Origin of the sequence: Candidatus Nitrosotalea sp. TS, assembly GCF_011319465.1 — an archaeon.
Taxonomy (GTDB): domain Archaea; phylum Thermoproteota; class Nitrososphaeria; order Nitrososphaerales; family Nitrosopumilaceae; genus Nitrosotalea.
In genome coordinates, this window is the sequence record NZ_RCMB01000013.1 from 53464 (window position 1) to 77539 (window position 24076).

Sequence of the window (24076 nt, forward strand, 5' to 3'; positions counted from 1 at the left end):
TCGATAGTGAAGAAATGAAGGAAGAGACACATGAGTTAGAGCAAGTCGAGCAAGATGCGCAAGAAGACATCAGGGAAACAGAAGATGAAGAATAATTCTGCAATAATATCAAAAATCCATGCCTAATTCTAGGAGCTAATTTCATGGAAAGAGACAATTTTTCGAGACAAAACATGTGTTCTGATTGTAAAAGAACGAAATGTAAAGATGGATGCAATTGCGATTGTCATTGGGATAAGAATCGATGAGCCAAGGATCAATTATCAAAACTATTCCCAATCATCAAGTAATTCTAGACAATAATTACATGCTGGATAGCCATTGTCATCTCGAACTAGATCACTTTGTCTATTGCTTTTCTTATGATGTCCTTTAGCTCCTCACATGTCATACTTTCTACATTTCTACCCAAACTTTCCTCAATCTGGCAAGTAAGTTCCTTCTTGATATCGCTGAAAATCTTTTGTTGAAGGTTGATCATGGAATTCCAAAAATAAAGAATACCACCGTTCTTATTGCTTGACAGATATACAATAAGTGATAACATTATGCTTTCTCTTGATTCTGATGCATACATGAAATGTGCTCGCTGTGGAAAGAGTGCCATGGTAACTGACGGTTCCACAGGAGAGAGGTTTTGTGGAGTATGCGGTTTTGTTGTCAATGAGCGAATAGAAGACTCTGGTCCTGAGAGACGTTCATTTTCAAAAGACGAACATGAGGACAGGTCAAGAACAGGCGGACCATCATCTCTTGCAATCCATGACATGGGTCTTGCAACAATGATAGGACATGACAATAAGGATGCGACCGGAAAGCCACTTTCAACTTCAATGAAGAGCACCATAACACGCCTTAGAACATGGGATAGCAGAAGTCAAGTTCACGAGTCCCAAGAGAGAAACTTTAGACAGGCATTCAGCGAGCTTAGCAGAATGAAAGACAAACTTGCACTCTCTGATTCAGTGGTTGAAAAGACTGCATACATTTACAGAAAAGCATTAGAGAAAAATCTTGCAAGAGGCAGATCAATTCCAGGACTAATTGCCGCAGCAATGTACTTGGCATGTAGAGATACTGGCACTCCAAGAACATTGAATGAAGTAGCACGTCAAATTAACATAAAAAGAAAAGATGTGTCAAGATGTTACAGATTACTTTTAAAAGAACTTGATCTGAAAATGCCAGTATTAGATCCTATAAAATGCATGTCACGGATAGCAAGTCAAGCAGGTCTAAATGAAAAAGTAAAACGACAAGCTCTTACAATTTTAGAAGGCGCGAACAGGATGGAAATTACAGCAGGAAAGGATCCTATGGGACTAGCTGCCGCCGCATTGTATCTTTCATGTGTCATAAATAAAGAAGATACAACGCAGAAAGTTATCGCTTTAGCAGCTGGGGTTACAGAGGTCACAATAAGAAACAGGTGTAAAGGATTACGAGAATTACTAGATATAAAAATGCCAGATAAATTGAATTCAAAGCTTGGTCGCCCTGAAAAATTCATGAGCTCAACGATCCAAATGATAGCACCTACCAAGTCAAATGAGATATAAAATATAATAAATAGGAAGATATGACTTGTCAAGACATGGCCGAGATTCAAGCTTCAATTGAGATTAATGCGCCACTTGATAAAGTCTGGAATACTGTATCAGATCTTGATTCAGAGCCAAAATTCTGGAAGGGAACCAAGGAAATACGAAACATATCAAAAGAGAGCAATACCGTAAATCGAGAAGTCACTATTGCCTTCAAGGATTCAAAATGTATGCAGACTGTCACTATTTATCCCAAGGAAAAGATCCATGTACAATTTACAAAGGGAATCATCCAGGGAACAAAAACAGTATCAATATCTACACAAGGAGAAAAGACAAAGATTGATGCTGTTTGGGACATCAAGCTTTCAGGCATGATGGGAATGTTTACCGGCATGATCACAAAACACATCCAGAGTGGAACGGAACAAGCTCTTCAGAGCATCAAAGAAGAAATCGAGAGATAATCCCCTGATGAATATTGCCATAGATGTGCTCAATTATACCCTAGCTGCAGTACTTACAGGAGTCTCTCTGACATGGATACTTTTAATCAGATCTATGTGGATTACCTTTCGCGACTCGCCATTTTTAGACAAGTTTGACCCAAAACCACATGGTACCCCAAAAGTTTCGGTTATTTTGCCTGCAAGAAATGAGGAGGGCTTTATTGACAAATGCCTAAACTCACTAATTGATCAAGACTATGAAAATTATGAGATAATTGCAATAGACGACAGATCAGATGACAAAACAGGCGAGATAATCAAAAAGATTTCTCAGAGCAATCCAAAAATAAAGTATGTTCTTGCAGCGCCCAAGCCTGAGAAGTGGATGGGAAAGAATTGGGCTTGTGTAGAAGGATTCAAGAATGCTGCAGGCGAATTGTTACTTTTCACAGATGCAGATACGACACATTCACGAAATATCATCTCTCTTTCTGTGTCACACCTTCTAAGCTATAGATTGGATGCTTTGACGGTGATTCCAAAGATGCTATGTCTTGACATATGGACAAAGATCACCTTGCCTGTACTATCAACATTTTTGCATACAAGATTTTCTGCTCTTCGTGTAAATGACTCATCTAAAAAAACTGGTTATTTTTTTGGTAGTTTCTTCATCATAAGAAGAGATACGTATGAAAAAGTAGGAACACATGAGGGTGTGAAAAGTGAGTTAGTTGAAGATGGTGCACTTGGCAAAAAAGTAAAGGAATCAGGGTTTAGGATGAAGATGGTTCGCGGCGAACATCTAGTCAAGGCAGTGTGGGCAAGAGACTGGTCTACGCTATGGCATGCGCTAAAACGACTAATGACTCCATTATACCTTCAAACAAGCGGCATTGCTGTTGGAATCTTTGTTGCAGTACTGTTTTTGCTGTTCATGCCATTTCCAATTCTTGCATATTCTGCAATCTTTGAGCCTCTGTCCTTGTCATTTACCATATTGTTTGCAGTATCTTTGATTACAGTAGGGCTTGTTTATCTTGCAAGCATTATGGACGCAACAAAGGGGCTTGGACTTTCTGTCAAGTATGCCATGTGTACACCTCTTGGAAGTTCGATAATTGTAGGAGGGTTTGCAAGCGGGATCCTAAATGCAAAAAGTAACAAAGCTGTAACCTGGAGAGGTAGAACATATTCAATGATAGACACTGCTCAAAACTCTATTAGTTTGTAAGTTAACCAGCGCAATGAAATAAGAATTTAAAAAAATTAATTTTGTCTTGACCTATAAGAAAGAAGTTTAGATAACGTCTAGATCTCGTAAACCTATCGTGGCTCAATCAAACATCAAGTCCACCAGAATAGGATACTGCATCAGCTGTTCTGTGCGCAGTTCTAGTAGGATCTATTTCTACTGCTTCCAAACCTGTACTTGCAAATACAAATCCTTTGATGTACGCAGCATTAGTATACTTGCTGGCTTCACTTGTTTCTACACCTTTATCATACAAGGTGAAAGGGTTTCAGGTAAGATCAAAAGATTGGCCACTCATACTTGCAATAACCATATCAGGTGCAGTATTGGCACCAAGTTTATTTTTCATCGGGCTTGAACAAACAACTGCTTCAGATACCGCAATACTGTCCAATTCAGAGACAATATTTACAGTTCTTTTTGCATTAATATTTTTCAAAGAAAAATTCAGACCACGTGGTTACCTAGCAGTGGCATTAGTTCTAATTGGTGTGGTTATTGTTACAACAAATCTCCAGTTCACAGATTTTCTTTCAAATCTAAAAAAAGAAGGCAATCTGTTGATAATAGCATCAATGGCACTATGGGCATTGGATAACAACATAAGCAAGATAGCAGCACAGCGTATTGATATTTCAAGACTAGTACAACTCAAGGGCCTCATCGGAGGCGGAATACTTTTGGTTTTTGCTCTATCCATCAAGATCCCAGTAAACATCATGCCCACGGAAATTCCAAACATACTTCTAGTCGGAATAGTAGGTTTTGGCATCTCACTCTACCTATTTTTACACAGCCTCAGAAGAATAGGAACTGTAAAAACCATGTTAATCTATTCTACAGGCACAGTATTTGGTTTGTTGTTTGCGTCAATATTTCTACATGAAAAAATTGGTGGGTATCAGATTTTGGCCATTGCATTAATGTTAACAGGCATCTACCTTGTCACAAAAGAAAGCCATAATGTTGAAAAAATCCATCAAAATTAGACGCCAATTAAATTTCATTGTTCAAACTATGTCACTACAATCTGGCAAAATTCTGCAATTTCAATATTTTTCGAGTTTTGCGGTATGAAACAAAATATTATATGACTACCAACTATAATTCAATCCTTGGATAAGACTAGTATTGTTTTAGGCGGAACGTATTGTGCAGTAGTACTAGTTTTGATATCTATTTTCATTGTATCTCCATTCAAACTGGGCGGTTCATACCAAATAGCTCAGACCAATCCATTTGATCAAACCGGGAAAGATTCTCAGCTGAGTTTGGCTGACCTTTTTGCCCAGTCGGATCAAGGCGTAGTTCAGATAATAGTTGACAAATCAAACGATTCATCAACTGACAGAGATCTTGGTTCAGGAATTGTTTACGATACAGGTGGTCACATTATAACAAACAATCACGTAGTACAAGACGGCACTAAAATTCGAGTTGTTTTCCACGATGGCAAATCATTGCCAGCCACAATAGTTGGAACTGATCCATATGCAGATCTTGCAGTTGTCAAAGTGATACCAGATACATATGCTTTACATCCTTTACCGCTTGGAAATTCATCTAATCTTAGAATTGGAGACCAAGTAGCTGCAATCGGAAATCCTTTTGGTCTTAGTGGTTCAATAACATCTGGAATAGTAAGTCAGCTAGGTAGACTGCTTGATCCTCCAAATAGTTCCTTTTCCATACCAAATGTAATTCAGACAGATACGCCAATAAATCCAGGCAACTTCTGGAGGTCCGCTTCTTAACATGCAGGGAGAGGTAATTGGCATAAATACAGCAATCCAGTCTGAGACGGGCGAATTTTCTGGCGTAGGCTTTTCCATCCCATCAAATACCATGAAGAGAATAGTTCCTGTCCTCATACAAACAGGTCATTATGAACATCCATGGCTTGGCATAACTGGAATAACTGTAGACCCAGACTTGGCAAGCATTTTACAATTGCCAGTATCGTCTGGTTTTATGGTAAATACAGTGGTACCAAATAGTTCAGCTGCAAAAGCAGGACTTCACGGATACAAGGAAACAAAAACCATCAATGGTACAAAATATCAAGTTGGTGGTGACATTATCGTAGCAGTTGACGGTTATCCCATTCAAAAAATTGAAGATTTACTCAACTATCTGCAGGATCAAAAGTCAGTAGGTGACAATATGGCTCTGACAATAATTCGCGATGGTAAAACCATGCAGATTACTCTCACCCTTCAGGAAAGACCAAATCAGTTCTAGTACAAGAATAAATACAACCCCTCCTAAGCTACAAAATTAGTTGAGCAAGATAGTTCTAAATTCTGAATTATTAAACAAAGTATTTGAAGGAAAAGAAATTACAAGTACAGACGCATATCAGATTTACCAAGAATCAGAAAATAATCCATTTGAAATTTACAAAGCATCACAAATTCTCAGAAATAAAAACAAGCGGAGAATTGTCACGTACTCAAGAAAAGTCTTTTTCAATTTGATCAACCTCTGTCGGGACACTTGTTCTTATTGCACCTACAAATCAGAGCCGGGTGAATCCAAGACATCCATGATGTCAAAGCAAGATATCTCAAGTCTTGCTTCAGTTGGAAGTAAACACAAGTGTACAGAGGCACTATTTGTCACAGGTGAAAGACCAGAGCAGAAATATGATGAGGCAAGACTCTGGCTTAAAGAAAATGGATTTACAAGTACAGCAGAATATCTTGTTCATGCATCAGAAATAGCGTTGAATGCAGGACTGTTCCCACACACAAATGCTGGAAATCTAACAAAATCTGAGATGAGTCAACTAAAGAAGACAAATCCAAGCCTTGGAGTGATGCTTGAAAATTCAAGCGAGAGACTTGGAGAAAAAGGCATGCCTCATGAATTTGCACCAAGCAAGAATCCAAGAGCTAGAATTCACGTATTAGAAAACGCCGGTGAGCTATCAATACCAATGACAACTGGTCTTTTGATAGGAATTGGGGAGAGTCCTTTTGAAATAATTGATTCCATCTTTGCCATAAAATCGATTCATCAGAAATATGGACACATTCAAGAAATAATATTGCAAAACTTTCAGCCAAAACAAGACACTGCGATGCGAGACGTATCTGGACCAGAAGAAAGATATTTCAAGACAATGGTTGCCTTGACTAGATTGATCATGCCAGAAATGAATATACAAATTCCGCCAAACCTGTCTCCTAATTCTTATCCAGATTTTCTTCAAACAGGCATAAATGATTGGGGGGGGGATATCTCCAATAACTCCTGATTATGTAAATCCAGAGTTCTCCTGGCCTTCAATTGATACGGTACAGAAAAATTGCAAAACTGCAGGATTTGAGCTTAGGGCGCGGTTTCCAGTCTATCCAGAATTCTTTCATATGGTTGATTCAGGTTTGAGGTCTAAGATGCTAGAGATTGCCGACTCGGATCGTCTTGTAAGTAAGGAGTACCTGAAATGAAAATACAGACAGCTCTCTTTGACTCGCTTCTCAGACATGCCGATCCTTTCATTGCAGAGACGCTAAACAGAGCTCTTGCAGAAAAAGAAATAACCGTGCCAGAAGCTACAAGACTGTTTTCTGCAAATGGAATAGACCTTCATCTTGTTGTAATGGTAGCCGATGAGCTTCGCAAGAGACGTGTTGGGGATGTAGTAACTTATGTTGTGAATAGAAACATCAACTTTACCAATGTCTGCATCAAGCAATGCGGATTTTGTGCGTTTAGCAGAGACTTTCGTGAAGAGGAAGGATACTTTTTACCAATAGAGGAGATAGTAAAGAGAGCAAAAGAGGCAAGCGCGCTTGGTGCAACGGAGGTATGTGTACAAGCAGGACTTCCCCCCGATATGGATGGAGGTACCTATGAGAATATCTGCAAGTCAATAAAAAAAGAAATTGGCGACATTCACATACATGGTTTTTCACCAGAAGAAGTTCTCTACGGCGCAACTAGATCAAATCTTCCGATTCATGAATACTTGCAAAGGTTAAAGGATGCAGGAGTAAACTCACTTCCCGGTACTGCTGCAGAGATCTTGGACCAGTCGCTGCGCGACAAAATTTCACCTGGAAGAATCAGCGTAAAAAAATGGATTGAGGTAATAAAGACAGCTCACAAGATAGGAATTCCATCCACATCTACAATGATGTTCGGACACCTTGAAACACCTGAAGACAGAGTGAAACACATGAGTGTGCTTCGAGAAATACAAAAGGAAACTGGCGGTTTTACTGAATTTGTTCCGTTGAATTTTATCCATACCGAGGCTCCCATGTTTAAGGAAAAACTGCATGACGGGATAAAGAGTGGGGCTGATGGGAGAGATGTCATATTGACACATGCGATTTCACGCATCATGTTAAACAACCATATCAACAACATTCAGACATCGTGGGTCAAGGAAGGTGCAAACATGTCACAGCTACTGCTAACATGTGGAGCCAATGATTTTGGCGGAACTCTAATCAACGAAAGCATTTCAACTGCCGCAGGAGCAGGGCACGGTCAGCTCATAAGGCCTCGCGAAATAAGGCGCCTTGTAAGAGAGATAGGAAGAATCCCTGCCCAGAGAACAACAAGATACAAAATAATCAAGAAATTCAATTCAGATGATGAAGAAGACATGCTTGACAAAGTAGATGCCAACAGATTTGGCTCGTATCAAGAATTAATAAAACTGGATAGATACAGGTACAAAAATAACAGGCGAATCTAGTTGTCAAATTGCGAATCTATTCTTCGCAAAGCAACAAGACTGCATGTTGATGAATGTGAAGTAGTACATGTCAAAAAAAAGATCATCACGGTCAGAATAACTGACTCTGAAATAGCAGAGGTAAAACAAAATGATGATCAAGAAATAGGAATAAGAGCAATACATGAAAAAAAGATCCTCTCTGCCTTTACTAATGACATAGAAGAGACAGATTTGGTTGAAAGAGCTTTGCAGACAAAATCTTTCATGCAGTCCAAAAGTTTCTGGAAGTCACTTGCCCACCCTGCAACGTTTGCAAGTGTTGAAAAGACGTTTGACAAAAAACTAGAGAGCATAACAGGGCTTGAAGCAATAGAGATAGCAAATCTCATGATAAATTCTGCATCACATGAAAAAATAACAAGAATTTCAGGATCATTGAATATTGTATCTGAGGAATTTGAGATAGAAAATACCAATGGTTTGAGATGCTCAGACAAGGCCACATACATAGCTGGAACCATTAATGCCGAATCAGATCATGGAAATTCGCCAGTAAGTGGAATTGGTGCGTCATCTTCTAGAACCATGAATTCATTTTCTCCACAGCGAGTTGGAAGTGATGCAAGAGAGATGTGTGTAAATTCGATTAATCCACAGAGTTGCAACCAAGATACGTATTCTATAATTTTTGAGCCATATGCAATTGGAGAAATGCTCGCGTTTGTTTTTGCCTCAAATTTCAATCTAAAGACATATTCTGAAAAAAGAAGTTGTTTTTCAGAAAAAATTGGCAAAAATATTGCAGTGGACAAGTTTAGCTTGATTGACGACCCTCATTTTCCAAATGGCATAGGAAGCAAAGCCTTTGATGACGAGGGCATTTCGACAAAAACAAGATACCTAATAGAGTCAGGAATTTTTTCAGATACGTATTCGGATTCTTACCATGCATTCAAAGAGAACATGCAGCCAACAGGCAATGCAGGCAGAATAGGATCTCCCATGGGAAGAGCTGCAAACCCCATCCCAAATCCAATCCCCCACAATCTGAGAATAAAAGAAGGTAAGACAAGCAGAGATGAGATGATAAAAGAGACTAGAAAGGGCCTGCTTGTAGGAAGGCTCTGGTATACATATGCAGTGAATCCAGAGCGTGGCGATTTTTCATGTACTGCAAGAAGCGGCATCAGGATAATAGAAGACGGCAAAATAGTAAGCCCTGGCAAGTCCGTAAGAATAGTACACAACTTGCCAGTGTTGCTCCAGAACATATCTGACGTGGGAGACGATCCTCAAAATGTACTTCAGTGGAGTGCTCTTCCCTGCGTTACGCCTTCTGTCAAAGCGGATGGAATCAAAGTAGTTCCCATTTAATGACTAGAAAGGACAAATTGAAATCCTATTCCAACTGCATAGAGTGCCAACAATAGCACACCTGAGCGCAGACCTAGCTTGTTTCTGAACATTGGTATCAGCGCAATGATTGTTATGACGGTGACAAGTATCATCTGGTTTTCTAAAAGAGGTGTGTTTGGAATCTTTGCGCTCAATCCTTTGTAACTTATTGCTGCAAATATAGCTACAGAGAGCAACAATGTATTATTGACTATCTTGGAACCAAGTACGTTTGCAACTGCAATTGACGCACCTTTGTTTCCCTTTCGTGCCAAAAGAATCATAGATATCTTCTCAGGCATCTCTCCTGCTATTGGACTTATGATTACAGCAAGCACTACAACTGATATTCCCAAGTCAGATGATGATCCTTGCAAACTAGTAACAAAGGGTCCAGCTCCGACAAAGATTCCTGCGGTACCTGCAATGAAGAAAATCATAGAACGGCCAAAATGCTTTTTTGAGTTTTTCGAGTCAAGATTGTGAAATTCATTCTCAAGCCGTTCTTGTTCTTTCTCTTTTTTCATTTCTCGGTAAGCAAGATAGAGATATGTTCCAAAGAGTCCAGAAAATAATATTCCATCATGCTATATCATATCCATTTACAAATGCTACAGCACCGATAACTGCGGTGATGACAAGAAGTATTTTGTCCATCTTAAACTCCCTGACGTCAATGAATTTCTGCGGTGATTTCGAGAGGCGAGTAGTTGCTATTATCAGCATAACCGACAAACCCAGCGTCATCATGAACAAATTGCTTCCAAGGGCTGACCCCAGTGCCACATCATAAGATCCATTCTTTGCGGCAGCCACTACAATGCCAATTTCAGGCAAGGTAGTTGCAACACTGAGTAGAGTTCTGCCAACAAATCTTCCTCCCCATCGTTCTGAGAGATGTTCAGCCCCTTCTGAGAGAAGCCAGCTTGACACGAGCAGTTCTCCCAACCATGCTAGAAGCATGATAAAGTTGTTAGTCAATATACCATATCCTGTTGGAATAACTTCTATTAAATGATAGAAAACAAGTACGCGTTATTGATCCTTAACAATTATCATAGTGAGAGTTGATTTTATGCCATCCAATTTTCTCACCTTAGAGGTTATAGTTTCACGCAAGAGTTCCATAGAGTCTGACTCTATTATCATCAAAACATCATAAACTCCATAAACTGGATAGACCTCCTTTACATTTGCAATTTTTTTAATTTCATCAACAATATGATTTTCTTTTCCAAGTTCAGCATTCATAAGAACAAACGCGCTATGCATGTTGGGTTTCAACACGCCTTGAATAAAAACAAATTGCATCTTACAAACAAACTGCAGGTATTTTACTCCATATTTTCTTCGTAAATTAAAAATTGTTGTATTTGACAGGACTTTTTATTTGACATAGGCATAGTTCAAAAAAGATACGCATTAGCTCAAAAATTTCACCAGCTGATTTAATAAGGTACATTACCGTACCCATACTGTAATATGCGAACTAGAATGACTTACATACCAGTGGAGGTAGCCGATCAGTTTTCTGAATTCATAATAAAGAGGGATGAGCAGGTATTGGACGCAGTGAAGGCAAGGGCGCGAGACTTTAGTACAATTTCCATTCTTAAACTGTTATACCAGCTAAGGTGCGAGCCAATAACATTTTCAGACCTTTATGTTAAATCAAACATTAGGATGAAGAGATCATTTCTGAATTATCTTCGTCTTTGTATGGCATACAATTTCATACAAAAAGAACCAATTGGATCAAACATGGTGTATTCCATAACAGACAAGGGAAGAACCATGTTAAGCCTATTTACGCAAAAAGTCACTAGTCTGGCAATCATATAGAAAACTACAATACAAAATTCTTTTATTCTGAGTAACTGGAGCAAATTCATTGGGAGTCACATACAGAGATGCCGGAATCGACATTAGGAAAATAAAACAAAGTCAAGATAGCATTGGCAGGCTAATTTCATCAACTCATAACCTGCGAAAAGGGATAAAGACAATGTCTGGGTTTGGGCACTATGCTGGAATCGTAGAGATCCCAGGCGGAAAGTTGTTGGCTACACATACAGACGGTGTTGGCACAAAGGTGATAATTGCACAGATGATGCGAAAATATGACACCATTGGAATAGACTGCATAGCAATGAATGTAAATGACATCATATGCACCGGGGCTGTTCCAATCTCCTTTGTGGATTATATCGCAGCAAACAGAAATGACCAGAAGATCTTCAAAGAAATTGTTCGTGGCCTTGTAAGTGGGGCCAAGAAAGCCAAAGTACCAATTGTAGGCGGCGAGACTGCCATACTGCCAGACCTTATATCAGGAAAAAACTTTTCATTTGATTTGGCAGGAATGGTGGTAGGACTGCTGAATAAACAAGACATGATTCTTGGAGACATGATCAATCCAGGAGACATAATAATTGGAGTAAAAAGTAGCGGGTTGCACTCTAATGGGTATTCTCTTGCCAGAAAAGTATTACTTTCAAAGTATTCTTTGCGCGACAAGATAAAGGGATTGGGCGTGCTAGGCGATGCACTTTTGAAACCAACGGAGGTGTATGTTCAACCGGTACTTGAAGCCATCAGAGAATGTGATATTCACGGGCTTGCACACATAACAGGCGGCTCTTTTACCAAACTTTTGCGCCTCAAAAAAACTGGATATGTGATTGACAATCTTCCAGAACCTCCAGAAATATTCCAGGTGATAGAAAATCAAGATGTGGAAAAAGAGGAAATGTACAAGACGTTTAACATGGGAATCGGCTTTTGTGTGATTGCTCCAGAAGAAGAAGAAGAGAGAATAGACAAGATATTCAAAAAACACGGATTGCAAAGCAGACAGATTGGAGAAATCACAGATAAAAAGGGCGTATTTGTTGATTCGCTAAAGATTGCATGAATTGTTAGAGTACAAGCAACGTCATGGTTGTCTGCACATGTGAAATCTTCCTTACCTTCATAACAGTACCCTCCAGTTCCTTTGTAGTACCTGCTTCTATTTTGCACATGATGTCATAGAGTCCCATCACAATGCTTGCTTCTTTTACATTAGATATGTCCGCAATACGTTCGTATACGTATACTTCTCTGCCTGTATCACAGTGTATTGCCACATACCCGATTGTCATAGTACCATGCTCTCAATGTTAAGATCATCATGATTGCCAAAAAGGGTTGTGTTTTGAGATATCCAGATTAGGATTTAATACCCAAACTCGTTCAGACAAGACGTGCAGCAGATAGGGATAAGCTTTGAAGACGCGTGTAGAGAAATTTCTCACAGTTTACTTGCCATAGCAGAGCCTACAAACAAGGATGTAAAGCGTGAGATCAAGCGTATCTGTGTCAAATATTCACTAGAACGGATACCAAGAAATTATGAAATTCTTGCATCAGTCAGCGGGCAAGACTTTGCAAAGCTCCAAAAGGCTTTGATTAGAAAACCAGTAAAGACAGCTTCTGGCGTAGCAGTGATTGCACTCATGCCAAAACCATATGCTTGTCCTCACGGAAGATGCACGTATTGTCCAGGCGGGATTGAATTTAACACTCCAAACAGCTATACAGGGCGAGAGCCATCCACACAAAATGCCATAGCAAACAGCTATGACCCAAAGAAGCAGGTTCTTGACAAACTCAATCATCTGACAGGATATGGACATGACAGTGCCAAGATTGAGCTAGTAATTGTTGGAGGAACGTTTCTTTTCATGCCCCGTGATTACCAAATATCTTTTATCAAGTCGTGTTTTGACGCATTAAATGGATTTGATTCACCTGACTTGGAATCTGCCAAAAAAAATAATGAAAAGGCAAACATACGAAATGTAGGTTTTACAATAGAGACAAAGCCGGACTATTGCAAAACACAGCATATTGACTGGATGCTCGATTACGGGATAACAAGAGTTGAGATTGGTGTTCAGAGTCTACACGAAAGGGTTTACCAGATAGTTAACAGAGGCCATACGTTTGAAGACGTTGTAGAATCATTTCAAATGTCAAAAGACGCAGGTTACAAGATTGTGGCACACATGATGCCAGGCCTGCCAACCATGACCCCAGAAGAAGATATCGAGGATTTCAAAAAATTATTTTCTGATCCTGCCCTCAGACCAGATATGCTAAAGATCTATCCAACACTGGTTCTTGAAAATACTGCGCTATACCAGTCATACAAAGAAGGAAATTTACGCCATATTCCCAAGAAGATATGATGACGGTACTAACAGAGATGAAAAAGATCATACCAAGATGGGCACGAATAATGAGAATGCAGAGGGAGATCTCGTCTGATCAAATTATTGCAGGCCCCAATCTTGGCAATTTACGCCAGATGGTACAGCAGAATCTCAAAAAGCAAAACCTTTCTTGCAAATGCATAAGGTGCAGAGAAGCTGGCTTGTCTGAGAATACAATCAACATTGGACGATATCAAATTGAATAGAGATAGCTATGAATCCTCAAGCGGACAGGAAGTGTTTCTGTCGTATGATGATTCAAAAGACAGGATTTTTGGATTTTTGAGGCTGCGAAAACCAAGCAACATGGCACATAGAAGCGAAGTGACTAGCAATACATGCATAGTAAGAGAATTGCACGTGTATGGCAAATCACTCAAGCTTGGAGAGCGCGACAGAGACAGCGTTCAACACCTAGGGCTTGGAAAGAACTTGATGGGAGAAGCAGAAAGAATTTCAAAAGAAGAGTTTGATGCAAAGAAATTGTTAGTCATAAGTGCAGTTGGTACAAGGGAGTACTATAGAAAGATTGGTTACTTGACTGACGGCCCATACATGTCAAAGGAATTGTCATAATGGAAGAACAAAAAATAATAGGAAAAGGGACTTGGATAGACAAGCTTGCAGATGAGCTTCTAGAGAGGGAAAAGTACCTTGGAAGGAGCACCGACATGATAAGAGTAGAGAGTGGTCTTGGTGCATCCGGGATTCCACACATTGGAAGTCTTGGAGATGCAGTGAGGGCATATGGAGTAAAACTTGCACTTGAAAACTTTGGATTCAAGTCAGAACTTGTTGCATATTCAGATGATCTTGACGGATTGAGAAAGATTCCAGAGGGATTTCCAGAATGGCTAAAAGAACACATTGCAAAACCTGTTTCGTTTATTCCAGATCCGTTTGGATGCCACGATTCTTATGGGTTACACATGAGCAGTCTGCTCCTAGATGGGCTTGACAAACTTGGAATCAAGTACAAATTCCAGCGCGGAGTTGACACTTACAAAAATGGCTTGCTAAAAGATCAAATCCATACCATTTTAACAAATAGCAAAAAGATTGGAGAAAAAATTGCAGAGCTTGTTGGCCAGGAAAAATATCAAGAGACCCTGCCGTATTTTCCTGTTTGCGCAAACTGTGGAAGGCTGTATACTGCCATTGCTTATGAATATCTCCCAGATGAAAAGAAGATCAAGTACAAGTGCAGCGGAACCACAATTGGGTCCAAAGTTCTTGACGGATGCGGGCATGACGGTATTGCAGACATTACAAAAGATTTGGGAAAACTTGCATGGAAAGTAGAGTTTGCGGCAAGATGGCAAGCATTTGATATTAGATTTGAGGCATATGGAAAAGACATCATGGATTCTGTCAAGGTCAACGATTGGGTAGCAGACGAGATACTGAATTTCCAGCATCCCACACATGTAAAATATGAAATGTTTTTGGACAAGGGCGGCAAAAAGATATCAAAATCGCTTGGAAATGTTGTAACCTCGCAGGCCTGGCTAAAATATGGAGCACCCAAGTCAATCCTGTTGCTTTTGTACAAAAGAATCACCGGTACACGTGAAGTTGGATTTGATGATATTCCAGCATTAATGGACGAGTATCATGAGCTTGAGAACATTTACTTTGGAAAAATAAAACTCGATAATGAGAACAAGACAACCAGAACAAAAGGCCTGTACGAATATGTGAATCTGTTGAGTCCCCCAAAAGATCCTACGCCATATGTAAATTACAGATTGCTTGTTCAATTGTGTACCATATTCAGAGAGGACCGAGTTTCCAAAGTGACAAAGAAGCTCATGGAATACGGAACCATAAAAGAGCCATCCCCGCAAATTGAAGAATTGATAACACTGGCAGCAAACTATGCAGATGACTTTGACAAGCCGACAAAAGTTGAGATTCAGATAGACGAGACGGCAAAGAAAGCATTGACAGAGCTGACAAGTGTCTTGGCTACAGAAAGCAAGCCTGAAGACTTACAAAATGCCATATACAATATCGCAAAAAGCAATGGAGTTCAACCTAAAGACTTTTTCAAAATTTTATATCAAATAATACTGGCGTCAGACAGAGGACCGAAGCTTGGTCCATTCATACTGGACATAGGAAGGGAAAAAGCCACCCTTGCAATCTCTGAGCACCTATAGATATGGCACACAGTGAACACAACAGACCCAAAGGAAGCGGCATGGTCCTAATTGTAATTGGAATATTCATCTTCATATTTGCTCCAAACTATTTCAAAAATGACATAATTGGCGGCATGGCCATAATCATACTCGGGTTTGCAGTTGGCGGATTTGGGTTTTACATAAGCTTTCTGAAGAAGAAAAAGTAACACGCATTCAAGTCATACCTTACTGCAAAAGAGGAATACTTTTCTTACCATACACAACAAGTCCTATTAATGGGACTTTTTGGCCGCTCAAGGAAGGAAGATGAAGTAAAAGAAACTATTCAAGTAAAGACCACAGAGCAGATCAAAAAAGAACAATTACAAGAAGAGATAAGCCAGCTGGAAAAAGAGATTCAGGAAAGTGCTCTCACGCTAGAATCACGTACCAGAGAGATCGGAGGCGTAAAAACAGAACTAGATACCATTACAAAAGAAAGTAAGAGTGCAAAAGAAGAGCTTGATTCCTTGAGAACTGAAATTGCTTCAATTAGAGCAGAGCGAGAATTAGCCATGGAACAGATCAGAAATGCCAAATCTGACCTTGAGACAATAAAATCTCAGTATAATCAAAGAGATGTAGACATTATCAAACAACAGATTCAGGAAATAAAGGATGAGTTGACCTCAATTGACTCCCAAAAGGAAAGCAGGACTTTGGAGCTTGAAAAAATCCAGTCAGAAATATCAGATTCCGAGAAAGGAAAAAAAGAAATAGACTCTGCCGTGCAAAAGGCAAAGGCAGAACTTGATTCTTTGAAATCTCAGCAAGAATTAAAGAAAAAAGAGATACTGAATAACAAAAAACGAATTAGAATTCATAGAAAAAGAACTTGCCACAGTTGGCAAAAAGGACGATTCTAAGAAAATTGTAGAAGCTGCAGGCGCTGTAGCAGCTGCGCTAAATTCAAAGTATGAGGCCGTGAAAAAAGAGTTGGAAATAGTAAAGGTTACTCTGGCTCGAACAAGAACAGAGTATGAGACGGCCAAGAATGAACTAGACTTGCTCAAAGCCAAGTCCGAGAGCCAAGACGTTACAAGCCAGTCCTAAAACTTTTCATTTTATATGAACTGCAGTTTTTGAGACAGACCTGCTCAAGAATATGGCAAGCCCAATTGATGCAATTGAAACAATTGTGGCAATAAGAAATATCATATTGTAAGAATCTGGAGTTGGAAATGTGCCAACTATACCTGGCAGTGAAGTCTTGTGAGTTTGCATGAACATTCCAGCCATTGCAGGTCCCACTGACGCACCTATTATTCTAATCAGGGTACTCATCCCCAATGACACACCCACGTTTTGTTTTGGCGTTGCAACCATGATTACATTCATTGCACCTACGTTGGTAAGTGACAAGCCTGTGGATAGGATTGCAAGACTTGCCGAAATCATAAACTCTGTAGAGTGATACATGAAAAGACTGGCAAATCCTATGGCACTAATTATGCTGCCAACTATAATCGGCTTTGTAGAGCCCAATTTTGATATGATAAAGCCAGAAGTCGGGCCAAAGATTAGCAGAACAAGAGCAAACGGGAGTTGTACGTTTGTAGTAGCCACCGGATCTGCCCCAAATCCCAGTGGCACCGGACTTCGAATCAATACAGGTATTGTCTGAAATACCATGAACATTGACATGCCTACAATCATTATCAGTATGTTTGACGGAAGGATTGTCTTGTTGAGAAGTATCTTGAGATCTACTAGTGGGTACTTTGATCTTTTTTCAATTATTGCAAAGAGAATCAGGTAAACAATTCCAATCACGACAAGACCTATCATTGTAGAAGAACTTACCGAATCTCCTGTCTCAACAAAGGTCAGTGCCATCAAAAATGCAGTTACAGACACTGCCAGAGTGACTGCTCCCTGAATGTCAATGCCAGATTTTGGCTTGATGTCAGGTCCCGTCTGACCTTCAGATTTCCATTGAGGATGAACCTCATCTACATGTATGAACCTCTTGATTATTACAATTAGTGCAATTGCAATTGGAATTATTGAGAAGAAAGTGGATTGCCAACCATAGTTTTGAATCAAATGGCCTCCTGCAACTAGTCCTATTACTGCGCCTCCTGCAAACATTGAAGTTATGATTCCCTGTCCTATTGCAAGTTTTTTTATCGGAAACTGCTCTCGTATCATTCCAAAAGCTATTGGGAACATGGACATTCCAATTCCCTGTATTACTCTGACTGCTAGCATCTCGTATATGTTTGTGACAAAACCTCCAAGGGAAACACCTACTGTGTAAATTACCACGATGACAAGAAGTATCTTTTTCTTTCCATAGATATCAGACATCTTTCCTGCGATTGGAGTCATTATTGCCCCAGCCAGAAGGTACGTTGTCAGGATCCACGATGATACACTATAAGAAATATGAAAATCTTTTATCAGGTCAGGAATTGCCGGCACAAGCATTGTTTCTGCATACATTGCCATCGTTGCAAGCAAGCTTAGAATTATGAGCGTCTTCCATGCTCGTGCTGGTATAGTATCAGGAGATTCTTCTTTAGGATTCTTTGACATTACCATTTTATCTTATCCTCTGTTTTTTCTTGAAACTTCGGCAGGTACGTTAACTTCAAAATATGTTGACAGATTTTTTGATATCTTGTGAAGTGTATCAAGCGTGGTTTCAAGTTTGTCTTCTGATATGTCTTTGGTGGAAACTTTTCGTATGTAAATGGCACACTCAGTCATGGAATTCCATAAAGAGTCCGCCTTTTGTGTCAGGTATATTCTGTTTACTCGTCTGTCCTTTGAATCTGGCTTTCTTTTGAGCAGTCCTTCCTTTTCCATCTTGTCAATCAGTGGTACCAGTGTAGCACCTTCAACTCCCACCTTGTCTGCAATTTCCTTCTGAGTCAGGCCTGGGCTGTTGTACCAGGGATGCGACTACACGCCATTGGCTAAGTGTTCACTCCCACATTTTTTCTAAGTTCCAAATCGAATGTTTTTTGAAATGCCTTTGCTGTATGGTTTACTACAAATCCCACACTTGATTCAAAATCATATTTTGTCATATAGATAGACACCTAATGATTAGGTTCCTAATCATTATAAACTTAGATCCCAAAGCGATTTCTTTATATCTTCCAGCAAGCCTGAACCGTATCTGTGACTAAAAAAAGATCTAAATGTTGTCGGCGTCAAAGTTCTAGAACAAAATGGCATCAACATAAAGGAGCTTGATCAACGCACTAGTTTACAACGCATCAGTTGAATTTACTGCTTACTACTATTTTACAAATCTCAGAGCTCACTGTACAGGAATGGAAGGCGAGGGACTAAAAGGTGTAATCGAGGATGCAAGACTTGAAGATCTAAGTCACTTTGAATCATGCCTTTCAAGAATTTATGAATTGGGCGGAACTTTACCAAACAATGCTCAAGAATTTATCAAGATGTCAGGATGTGAGTTTTTGCAACTGCCAACAAACCCAACTGACACAAAAGCAATACTTGAAAAATGTCTAAAGGCAGAACAGGGAGCAATCGTAAACTGGAACAGGGTGTGCAAGATGACACATGGAAAAGACCCTGCAACATATGACGTGGCAAAGGACATACTAAGAGAAGAGATAGAGCATGAAGCATGGTTTCTAGAATTATTGTATGGAAGACCTTCTGGGCATCATGAGAAGAAAATATCCTGGAGAGCGACCACATACTCAGAAACACTCAAGAGCTTTGGGTTAAATCAAACATCTTACAGATAATTCTGCAAAATACCTTAGCGATTGGACTAAATGTATAGTATCAAAAACTAGATTCAGTTTAAACTTTCTAGTATTTCGTCAGTTTCAAGTCCAACCTCTTTTTTTAATGCAGAATATCTGTTTCGTATAGTCACTGCAGTTATGCCTGATGCTTTTGCAATCTCAGATTGAGTTTTTTTCTCGCCGTTTAGAATGCATGCCAAGTAAAGGGTTGCAGCGGCAAGTGCCATCGGATTCTTACCTGCAGAGGATCCTTTTTGTGTCAACTGCGCAATAATCTTCAGTGCATCTCTTCGTATCTTTTCGTTGATATTTACCTCATTTGCTATTTTGGTAACAAATTCTGAGGCACTGCACGGATCCAAAGACATCTCAAAATTTTCAATTAGATTTCTACAAGCACGGCTGACCTCTTTTTTGCTCACATTTGCTGCCTGAGACACATCAGAAAGAGAGCGAGGAATTGCAGTCTGCCTGCAAGCAAGATAAAGAGAGGCACACATTAGGCCTTTTGCACTACGCCCTACCGTGATTTTCTTTTGCATGGCTTTACGGTAAAGATATGCCGCATTTTCAGCAGTAGAGTCAGGAAGTCCCTAACTTTGTTTTAAGAGAATAAAGAAGCAGCAAGGCTGATCTCAGTGTCCTGTTAGATGATGCTGTTCTACTTCTGTTGTTAAGTATCTTCAATCTGCCAAAAGTATTTTTCATGTAACTAGACAGTGAATTTCCCATTGCGTCTTTATTGGAAATAACTGTCATCATTCCCATATCATACATGGTAAGTGATTGCTCAGGTCCGGTCCTTGCCTTGGAAACAAACTCTGTTGCATCAGAAACGTGTTCCGGATTTGGATCTATTGATTTTTCAAGAAGAACACGTCCACAGGAACCACAGATTATCTCTCCAGACGAAGTATCTGTGATTATTGGTTCTCCTATACATCCCGAGATAGGACATTTGGGTGATGTTACATCTAAAACTTCATCCATTCTTCCTAGATGTATTTTCATCATAGGAATTATCTCGAAATACTTGTTTGGTTTTGTTTATTTTTGCCATGATTACATCGCCCACGATTTTTTTATCTCCGCAGAAACGTTATTCTCATTCCATTCTGATTGTTTTTTTATCAGATCAACTGCAAGTTCGGCTTCATCTTGAAAAAGAGCTGCCAGTCTCTTAGAGGCAAGATTACTAATGTCTGAAAATCTATAATTCATCTGAATTTCAAGAAGGGTTGCCTGTCCTAATGGGGTTAGCAGTATTGCTTTTGTTCCTGCTATTACTCCTTTAATCCATATTATGCTGATTTCTTCTTTTGGATAAATGACTAGTCTCTGAACACACCTAATGTTTGTACCTAGCACTATTTCGCGAGTGGTTACATTTCCATCTCTTGAGAGATTTCGAATGGAGGTGATTCCCCTCCAAAAATTCGAGTCGTTATCAATATTGGATATGACGTCCCATACTCTTTCTTGTGACGTGTTAATCTGCAGCCTTACCTTGATTTCTACCACGATATCTTTAGGTCGATTTGGCATAAATCTTGGTAAGTATACACTGCACTACACTGAATTTTTAGAACATTTGCCAAGATCAAATACACGGTCTTCATTTTCTCAAAGGTGCAGATGATCAGCTGTTTGTTTCCAAAAATTGATTTTGTGTACATATAAGGCAGATTAATTCAATTTCCAACATGGTTTCCGATTCTAGGTCTGGTCTTGCAGATATCATATACAATTCCAAAGAGACTGGCAAATCAATTGCCCAGAGTACAAGTTATGTCAAAGACGAACTAGATGAGCCAAAACATAAGATAGTGAATCCTCTCTTATTTGCAAAAACAAGAGAGGTCCTTGGAAACTTGATATCAAAACGGATGAAAACATCAGGCGGGACAGATGTTGATTGGCTGATTGAGCACCACGGTGGATTTATGATTTTTGAACTCAAACTATTTCATGATGACAGAATGATAATTTCAAAGGCTCAGATGATTGCTTATGAAAAGATACATGAGAATCTTCCCAAGTGCCATGTGTTATTCATAGGCCATGACGATATTGATTTTTCAAATCTTGGAGACCCTGGTGTGGTTGTTTGAGATGAAAGAGTGGAAATCAGGAGCCATACCGCATGTTGAGGGCGGTCTGATAGACCCAACATATAGCGAAAATGAAATAACTGGATACAGGGTTGAAAGAGACTTTATGGAAAAAATTGATGTCAAGATACTAAGAGATAGGATAGACTCTATTTGGAGTGAGTTTGAGAGGTCATGATTCTGGCCAGTTGGTTCCACAATCAGGGCAAGAGCCTCTAAGTCCCTTGTATTTTGCATCATAGTTTATCGACGCTTTCTCAGATCCACAGGAATTGACACTCTACACTCATGAGGAATAATTCATTTTGTTCCATATGAGATGGTTTCAGCATCCTAGCTTAGAAATAATGAATCTAGCTGACAACACTCTATCTAATTGATTCCACAATGTAACATATGAAAAATACACTTGAATCAAAAAAACCCAGCGTATGGAAAATGCAGGTTCATGCCTCATTTAAGAAAGTGATTGCCTTTGACCTGGCATTCTTGTGCCTTGGGGCAATGATTAGGAGCCGGAATCTTGGCTGCAATCCTACACCTGTAGGATTGTCCAATTTTTTGTTTGATGTTTAGCTGACAGACGCAAATCATCTTTATCTTAATATAATGTTCATTTTAGATCAGAGACCGATTGGATTCTAAGCAGAAAAAAAGATAAACACGTTTGCCGTCTTGGTTGTGCTGATGATAGCAGTACCAGAACTTGTTGCTCATTTTTATTTTGACATGCAGAAACACTCGCCTACCTCTTCTGTTGATGCCGCTCTTTCACTAACTAATAAACAACATGACATGTACGTGAACGGCGATATGCGATGCCATTTGGTTCTCAAAAACGATACAACTGCTGTAAATGTAAGTAGGGCAGCTGGAATCCAGGGACAGTATGCAGTGTATTCCTGCACATAGGAACTGTCAGGATCCAAATCTGTTCCCATACAGTCCTTATGGCAATTCTTCGGATTCAGGAGCACAGTGCTTGTGAACCCATTTTCCTGATGGGGTTTTTGCAATTTCATTGCCTGCACTGATTTCGGCGTTGCACTCTGAACATGTTGTCTTAAACTTTGCTTTCATGATCTTCTAAAACGGCACTGGTAGATAAAGTATGAAAAATAGGAATTTTGAATACATGGTACAATCAATATCAAAAGAATGGGCGTCTTGCGCAAGTTTTCAAACTATTGTTTTTTAATTATTTTTTCGTCAATTCTATTTGTTCCAACATATGCTGCTCAAAACAACATAACCGATTCAAATCTTCAGGTGAGCCTAAACTATCCAGATATTGTGATACCGGGAAAAGAGTTTGTACTATCTTCAGTAGCAAAGGCCACGGCTGATCAGGTATCAAATATCACGGTTACAATAACCTGCCCTGAGATTCAAATCCAGCAAAACAGCTTTCATCTTGACAAACTGGCAAAGGATTCCACCTTTGGAAATGACTTTAACGCCACTGTAAAAAATGGCACCCCTGATGGAAATTTTGTTGCAAACGTTGAAGTTGATTATTTTGTCAAGGGTTTCTTCGATTCCCAGCCTGTAAAACACGTTGTCACCCAGACTGTCCAGTTCTTTACGGCATCAAAGCCTTTTCTAGCGCTTAACCTCCAAGCTCCAAGCGATGTATTTGCCGGAGAGCCCTTTTCGATAAAAGGCATCATAACAAATCAGGGTTCTAATGCCCACAACATAGAACTTTCTGCATTCTCCTCAGAGGTACAGCTTGGAGGAAAAAAATCGCTTGATATCACGGACTTGGATGCTGGAAAATCCATTGATTTTGAATTTGTCGTACAAACGCAAAAGGAACTTGGTGATCCCGTCCAGGTAACTGTACATGTAAATGGCACATACTCTGATGATGTGGGAAAGACATACCCAATAGATAATTCGTTTAGTGTCTTTGCAAGACAAAGAGGCATGCTTGAGATCGGAGACGCAAACGGTATCTGGGTAGGACAGTTCTTCATTGCACCCGTTGTGGGGGTGGGAAGCATTGTATCAGGTGTGATAGGCTTTATGATATTTTTATGGCATTACAAGAACAAGAAGAAACAAAAGCAGAAAAGAACAAGAAAAGCATCCAGGGGATAAAGTAATGTTATCACCTCCTGCTTCGGCAAAGTCTGTAACAGTGACCGACGATCAGGGAATAACAGTAACAAAAGATCTTGGATCAAGTTAAGATACTAAATTCTGTACCTGACTCTATACTTTTTATTTTGGTTGTTTAAACGATATAAAATGAAAAAATGCTCAAAATGTAGAGGAATTCTTTTTGACATAGGAAAGAAATTTGTATGTACCAGATGCGGATTTGAAAAAGTGGCTAAAAGATAAGATATAAAACAATTGAAAAATATCCTAATGGGTTTGATTTTCTTCAAAAGCCCAAATTGTATTTAATTTATTTTGATTTGACAGAAGTGAAAGAGTTTTTTGTA

The 24076-nt window shown here is 39.4% G+C and carries 30 protein-coding genes and 3 pseudogenes; 22 read left to right on the top strand and 11 right to left on the bottom strand.

The window, feature by feature from the left end; genetic code table 11:
* Window positions 1-334 precede the first annotated feature (334 nt).
* Window positions 335-607, bottom strand: coding sequence for a hypothetical protein (locus DYY67_RS06160; protein WP_166391585.1), 273 nt, complete (start codon window positions 605-607; stop codon window positions 335-337).
* Here DYY67_RS06160 and DYY67_RS06165 point away from each other — a divergent pair.
* From DYY67_RS06165 to DYY67_RS06200, 10 genes are all read left to right on the top strand, one after another.
* Entirely contained in the window at window positions 549-1559 is a 1011-nt protein-coding gene (locus DYY67_RS06165) for a transcription initiation factor IIB (RefSeq protein ID WP_166391681.1), read from the top strand. The two genes, DYY67_RS06160 and DYY67_RS06165, sit on opposite strands and share 59 nt — an antisense overlap.
* A 35-nt stretch (window positions 1560-1594) precedes the next feature.
* Entirely contained in the window at window positions 1595-2011 is a 417-nt protein-coding gene (locus tag DYY67_RS06170) for a type II toxin-antitoxin system RatA family toxin (protein ID WP_166391953.1), read from the top strand.
* 7 nt (window positions 2012-2018) lie between these two features.
* Window positions 2019-3227, top strand: coding sequence for a glycosyltransferase (locus DYY67_RS06175; RefSeq protein ID WP_166391683.1), 1209 nt, complete (start codon window positions 2019-2021; stop codon window positions 3225-3227).
* A gap of 173 nt (window positions 3228-3400) precedes the next feature.
* Window positions 3401-4237, top strand: coding sequence for a DMT family transporter (locus tag DYY67_RS06180; protein ID WP_445082578.1), 837 nt, complete (start codon window positions 3401-3403; stop codon window positions 4235-4237).
* A gap of 126 nt (window positions 4238-4363) precedes the next feature.
* Window positions 4364-5002, top strand: a complete 639-nt coding sequence (locus DYY67_RS10930) for a S1C family serine protease (RefSeq protein WP_255492904.1) — start codon at window positions 4364-4366, stop codon at window positions 5000-5002.
* 1 nt (window position 5003) lies between these two features.
* Window positions 5004-5489, top strand: coding sequence for a S1C family serine protease (locus DYY67_RS10935; protein WP_255492905.1), 486 nt, complete (start codon window positions 5004-5006; stop codon window positions 5487-5489).
* Between the two features lie 40 nt (window positions 5490-5529).
* Entirely contained in the window at window positions 5530-6507 is a 978-nt protein-coding gene (cofG, locus tag DYY67_RS06190) for a 7,8-didemethyl-8-hydroxy-5-deazariboflavin synthase CofG (RefSeq protein WP_320415990.1), read from the top strand.
* Complete coding sequence (locus tag DYY67_RS11595; RefSeq protein ID WP_320415991.1) at window positions 6473-6700, top strand: hypothetical protein; 228 nt, start codon at window positions 6473-6475, stop codon at window positions 6698-6700. The genes cofG and DYY67_RS11595 overlap by 35 nt, the downstream gene beginning before the upstream one ends.
* Entirely contained in the window at window positions 6697-7959 is a 1263-nt protein-coding gene (gene cofH, locus DYY67_RS06195; RefSeq protein WP_166391685.1) for a 5-amino-6-(D-ribitylamino)uracil--L-tyrosine 4-hydroxyphenyl transferase CofH, read from the top strand. Before DYY67_RS11595 ends, cofH begins: the two co-directional genes overlap by 4 nt.
* Window positions 7960-9315: a TldD/PmbA family protein gene (locus DYY67_RS06200; RefSeq protein ID WP_168711846.1), complete on the top strand. Its 1356-nt coding sequence runs from the start codon at window positions 7960-7962 to the stop codon at window positions 9313-9315. It begins immediately after the preceding gene.
* Here the strand turns inward: DYY67_RS06200 and DYY67_RS06205 are convergent.
* The 3 genes from DYY67_RS06205 to DYY67_RS06215 form a co-directional block, all read right to left on the bottom strand.
* Window positions 9312-9863 carry a sodium:calcium antiporter gene (locus DYY67_RS06205; protein WP_166391687.1) on the bottom strand — a complete coding sequence of 184 codons (552 nt, stop codon included), beginning with the start codon at window positions 9861-9863 and terminating at the stop codon, window positions 9312-9314. The genes DYY67_RS06200 and DYY67_RS06205 overlap by 4 nt on opposite strands.
* 55 nt (window positions 9864-9918) lie before the next feature.
* Window positions 9919-10299: a hypothetical protein gene (locus tag DYY67_RS06210; RefSeq protein ID WP_166391689.1), complete on the bottom strand. Its 381-nt coding sequence runs from the start codon at window positions 10297-10299 to the stop codon at window positions 9919-9921.
* 72 nt (window positions 10300-10371) lie between these two features.
* Complete coding sequence (locus tag DYY67_RS06215) at window positions 10372-10608, bottom strand: Lrp/AsnC ligand binding domain-containing protein (protein WP_166391955.1); 237 nt, start codon at window positions 10606-10608, stop codon at window positions 10372-10374.
* 210 nt (window positions 10609-10818) lie between these two features.
* Between DYY67_RS06215 and DYY67_RS06220 the strand changes: the two genes are divergently transcribed.
* On the top strand, window positions 10819-11178 hold the full coding sequence (locus tag DYY67_RS06220; RefSeq protein ID WP_166391691.1) for a hypothetical protein: 360 nt from the start codon (window positions 10819-10821) through the stop codon (window positions 11176-11178).
* A 49-nt stretch (window positions 11179-11227) separates the two neighbouring features.
* The gene (gene purM / locus DYY67_RS06225; protein WP_166391693.1) at window positions 11228-12250 is read left to right on the top strand and encodes a phosphoribosylformylglycinamidine cyclo-ligase; all 1023 of its coding nucleotides are present in this window, start codon (window positions 11228-11230) and stop codon (window positions 12248-12250) included.
* 4 nt (window positions 12251-12254) lie between these two features.
* Here the strand turns inward: purM and DYY67_RS06230 are convergent, their stop codons facing one another.
* Window positions 12255-12479 (bottom strand): Lrp/AsnC ligand binding domain-containing protein, encoded by a 225-nt coding sequence (locus DYY67_RS06230; RefSeq protein ID WP_166391695.1) that lies wholly within the window; start codon window positions 12477-12479, stop codon window positions 12255-12257.
* 102 nt (window positions 12480-12581) lie between these two features.
* Here DYY67_RS06230 and DYY67_RS06235 point away from each other — a divergent pair.
* The 5 genes and pseudogenes from DYY67_RS06235 to DYY67_RS10940 all read left to right on the top strand — a co-directional run bounded on the left by DYY67_RS06235 (window position 12582) and on the right by DYY67_RS10940 (window position 16831).
* Window positions 12582-14168 (top strand): annotated as a pseudogene (locus DYY67_RS06235) (elongator complex protein 3).
* Window positions 14168-15754: a lysine--tRNA ligase gene (lysS, locus tag DYY67_RS06240; RefSeq protein ID WP_166391697.1), complete on the top strand. Its 1587-nt coding sequence runs from the start codon at window positions 14168-14170 to the stop codon at window positions 15752-15754. The pseudogene DYY67_RS06235 and the gene lysS overlap by 1 nt, the downstream one beginning before the upstream one ends.
* 2 nt (window positions 15755-15756) lie before the next feature.
* Window positions 15757-15945: a hypothetical protein gene (locus tag DYY67_RS06245; RefSeq protein ID WP_166391699.1), complete on the top strand. Its 189-nt coding sequence runs from the start codon at window positions 15757-15759 to the stop codon at window positions 15943-15945.
* 69 nt (window positions 15946-16014) lie between these two features.
* Window positions 16015-16644 carry a hypothetical protein gene (locus tag DYY67_RS06250; RefSeq protein ID WP_166391701.1) on the top strand — a complete coding sequence of 210 codons (630 nt, stop codon included), beginning with the start codon at window positions 16015-16017 and terminating at the stop codon, window positions 16642-16644.
* Between the two features lie 58 nt (window positions 16645-16702).
* Entirely contained in the window at window positions 16703-16831 is a 129-nt protein-coding gene (locus DYY67_RS10940) for a hypothetical protein (RefSeq protein WP_255492911.1), read from the top strand.
* Window positions 16832-16837: 6 nt separating this feature from the next.
* Here DYY67_RS10940 and DYY67_RS06255 read toward each other — a convergent pair whose 3' ends face one another.
* Both DYY67_RS06255 and DYY67_RS06260 read right to left on the bottom strand, forming a co-directional pair.
* Window positions 16838-18316: an MFS transporter gene (locus DYY67_RS06255; protein WP_166391703.1), complete on the bottom strand. Its 1479-nt coding sequence runs from the start codon at window positions 18314-18316 to the stop codon at window positions 16838-16840.
* A gap of 12 nt (window positions 18317-18328) precedes the next feature.
* Window positions 18329-18661: pseudogene (locus tag DYY67_RS06260) on the bottom strand (MarR family winged helix-turn-helix transcriptional regulator); the annotation flags it as partial.
* Between the two features lie 301 nt (window positions 18662-18962).
* On the opposite strand from DYY67_RS06260, the pseudogene dps reads away from it, so the two are divergent.
* Window positions 18963-19489: pseudogene (dps, locus tag DYY67_RS06265) on the top strand (DNA protection during starvation protein).
* Window positions 19490-19562: 73 nt separating this feature from the next.
* Here dps and DYY67_RS06270 read toward each other — a convergent pair.
* From DYY67_RS06270 to DYY67_RS06280, 3 genes are read right to left on the bottom strand one after another with little or no spacing between them, the layout of a single operon-like run.
* Window positions 19563-20054, bottom strand: a complete 492-nt coding sequence (locus DYY67_RS06270; RefSeq protein ID WP_166391707.1) for a hypothetical protein — start codon at window positions 20052-20054, stop codon at window positions 19563-19565.
* A 40-nt stretch (window positions 20055-20094) separates the two neighbouring features.
* Window positions 20095-20526, bottom strand: a complete 432-nt coding sequence (locus tag DYY67_RS06275; protein WP_166391709.1) for a TFIIB-type zinc ribbon-containing protein — start codon at window positions 20524-20526, stop codon at window positions 20095-20097.
* A 48-nt stretch (window positions 20527-20574) separates the two neighbouring features.
* Window positions 20575-21057 carry an SRPBCC family protein gene (locus DYY67_RS06280; RefSeq protein WP_166391711.1) on the bottom strand — a complete coding sequence of 161 codons (483 nt, stop codon included), beginning with the start codon at window positions 21055-21057 and terminating at the stop codon, window positions 20575-20577.
* A 158-nt stretch (window positions 21058-21215) separates the two neighbouring features.
* Here DYY67_RS06280 and DYY67_RS06285 point away from each other — a divergent pair, with 158 nt between their 5' ends.
* The 3 genes from DYY67_RS06285 to DYY67_RS06295 all read left to right on the top strand — a co-directional run bounded on the left by DYY67_RS06285 (window position 21216) and on the right by DYY67_RS06295 (window position 22535).
* Complete coding sequence (locus DYY67_RS06285; RefSeq protein ID WP_166391713.1) at window positions 21216-21623, top strand: hypothetical protein; 408 nt, start codon at window positions 21216-21218, stop codon at window positions 21621-21623.
* 1 nt (window position 21624) lies between these two features.
* A complete protein-coding gene (locus DYY67_RS06290; RefSeq protein ID WP_166391715.1) occupies window positions 21625-21801 on the top strand; it encodes a hypothetical protein in 177 nt (58 codons plus the stop codon).
* A 509-nt stretch (window positions 21802-22310) separates the two neighbouring features.
* Window positions 22311-22535 (top strand): hypothetical protein, encoded by a 225-nt coding sequence (locus DYY67_RS06295; RefSeq protein WP_166391717.1) that lies wholly within the window; start codon window positions 22311-22313, stop codon window positions 22533-22535.
* 36 nt (window positions 22536-22571) lie between these two features.
* Here the strand turns inward: DYY67_RS06295 and DYY67_RS10945 are convergent, their stop codons facing one another.
* A complete protein-coding gene (locus DYY67_RS10945) occupies window positions 22572-22703 on the bottom strand; it encodes a hypothetical protein (protein ID WP_255492912.1) in 132 nt (43 codons plus the stop codon).
* Window positions 22704-22781: 78 nt separating this feature from the next.
* Here DYY67_RS10945 and DYY67_RS06300 point away from each other — a divergent pair, with 78 nt between their 5' ends.
* Entirely contained in the window at window positions 22782-23726 is a 945-nt protein-coding gene (locus DYY67_RS06300) for a hypothetical protein (RefSeq protein WP_166391719.1), read from the top strand.
* Window positions 23727-24076 lie beyond the last annotated feature (350 nt).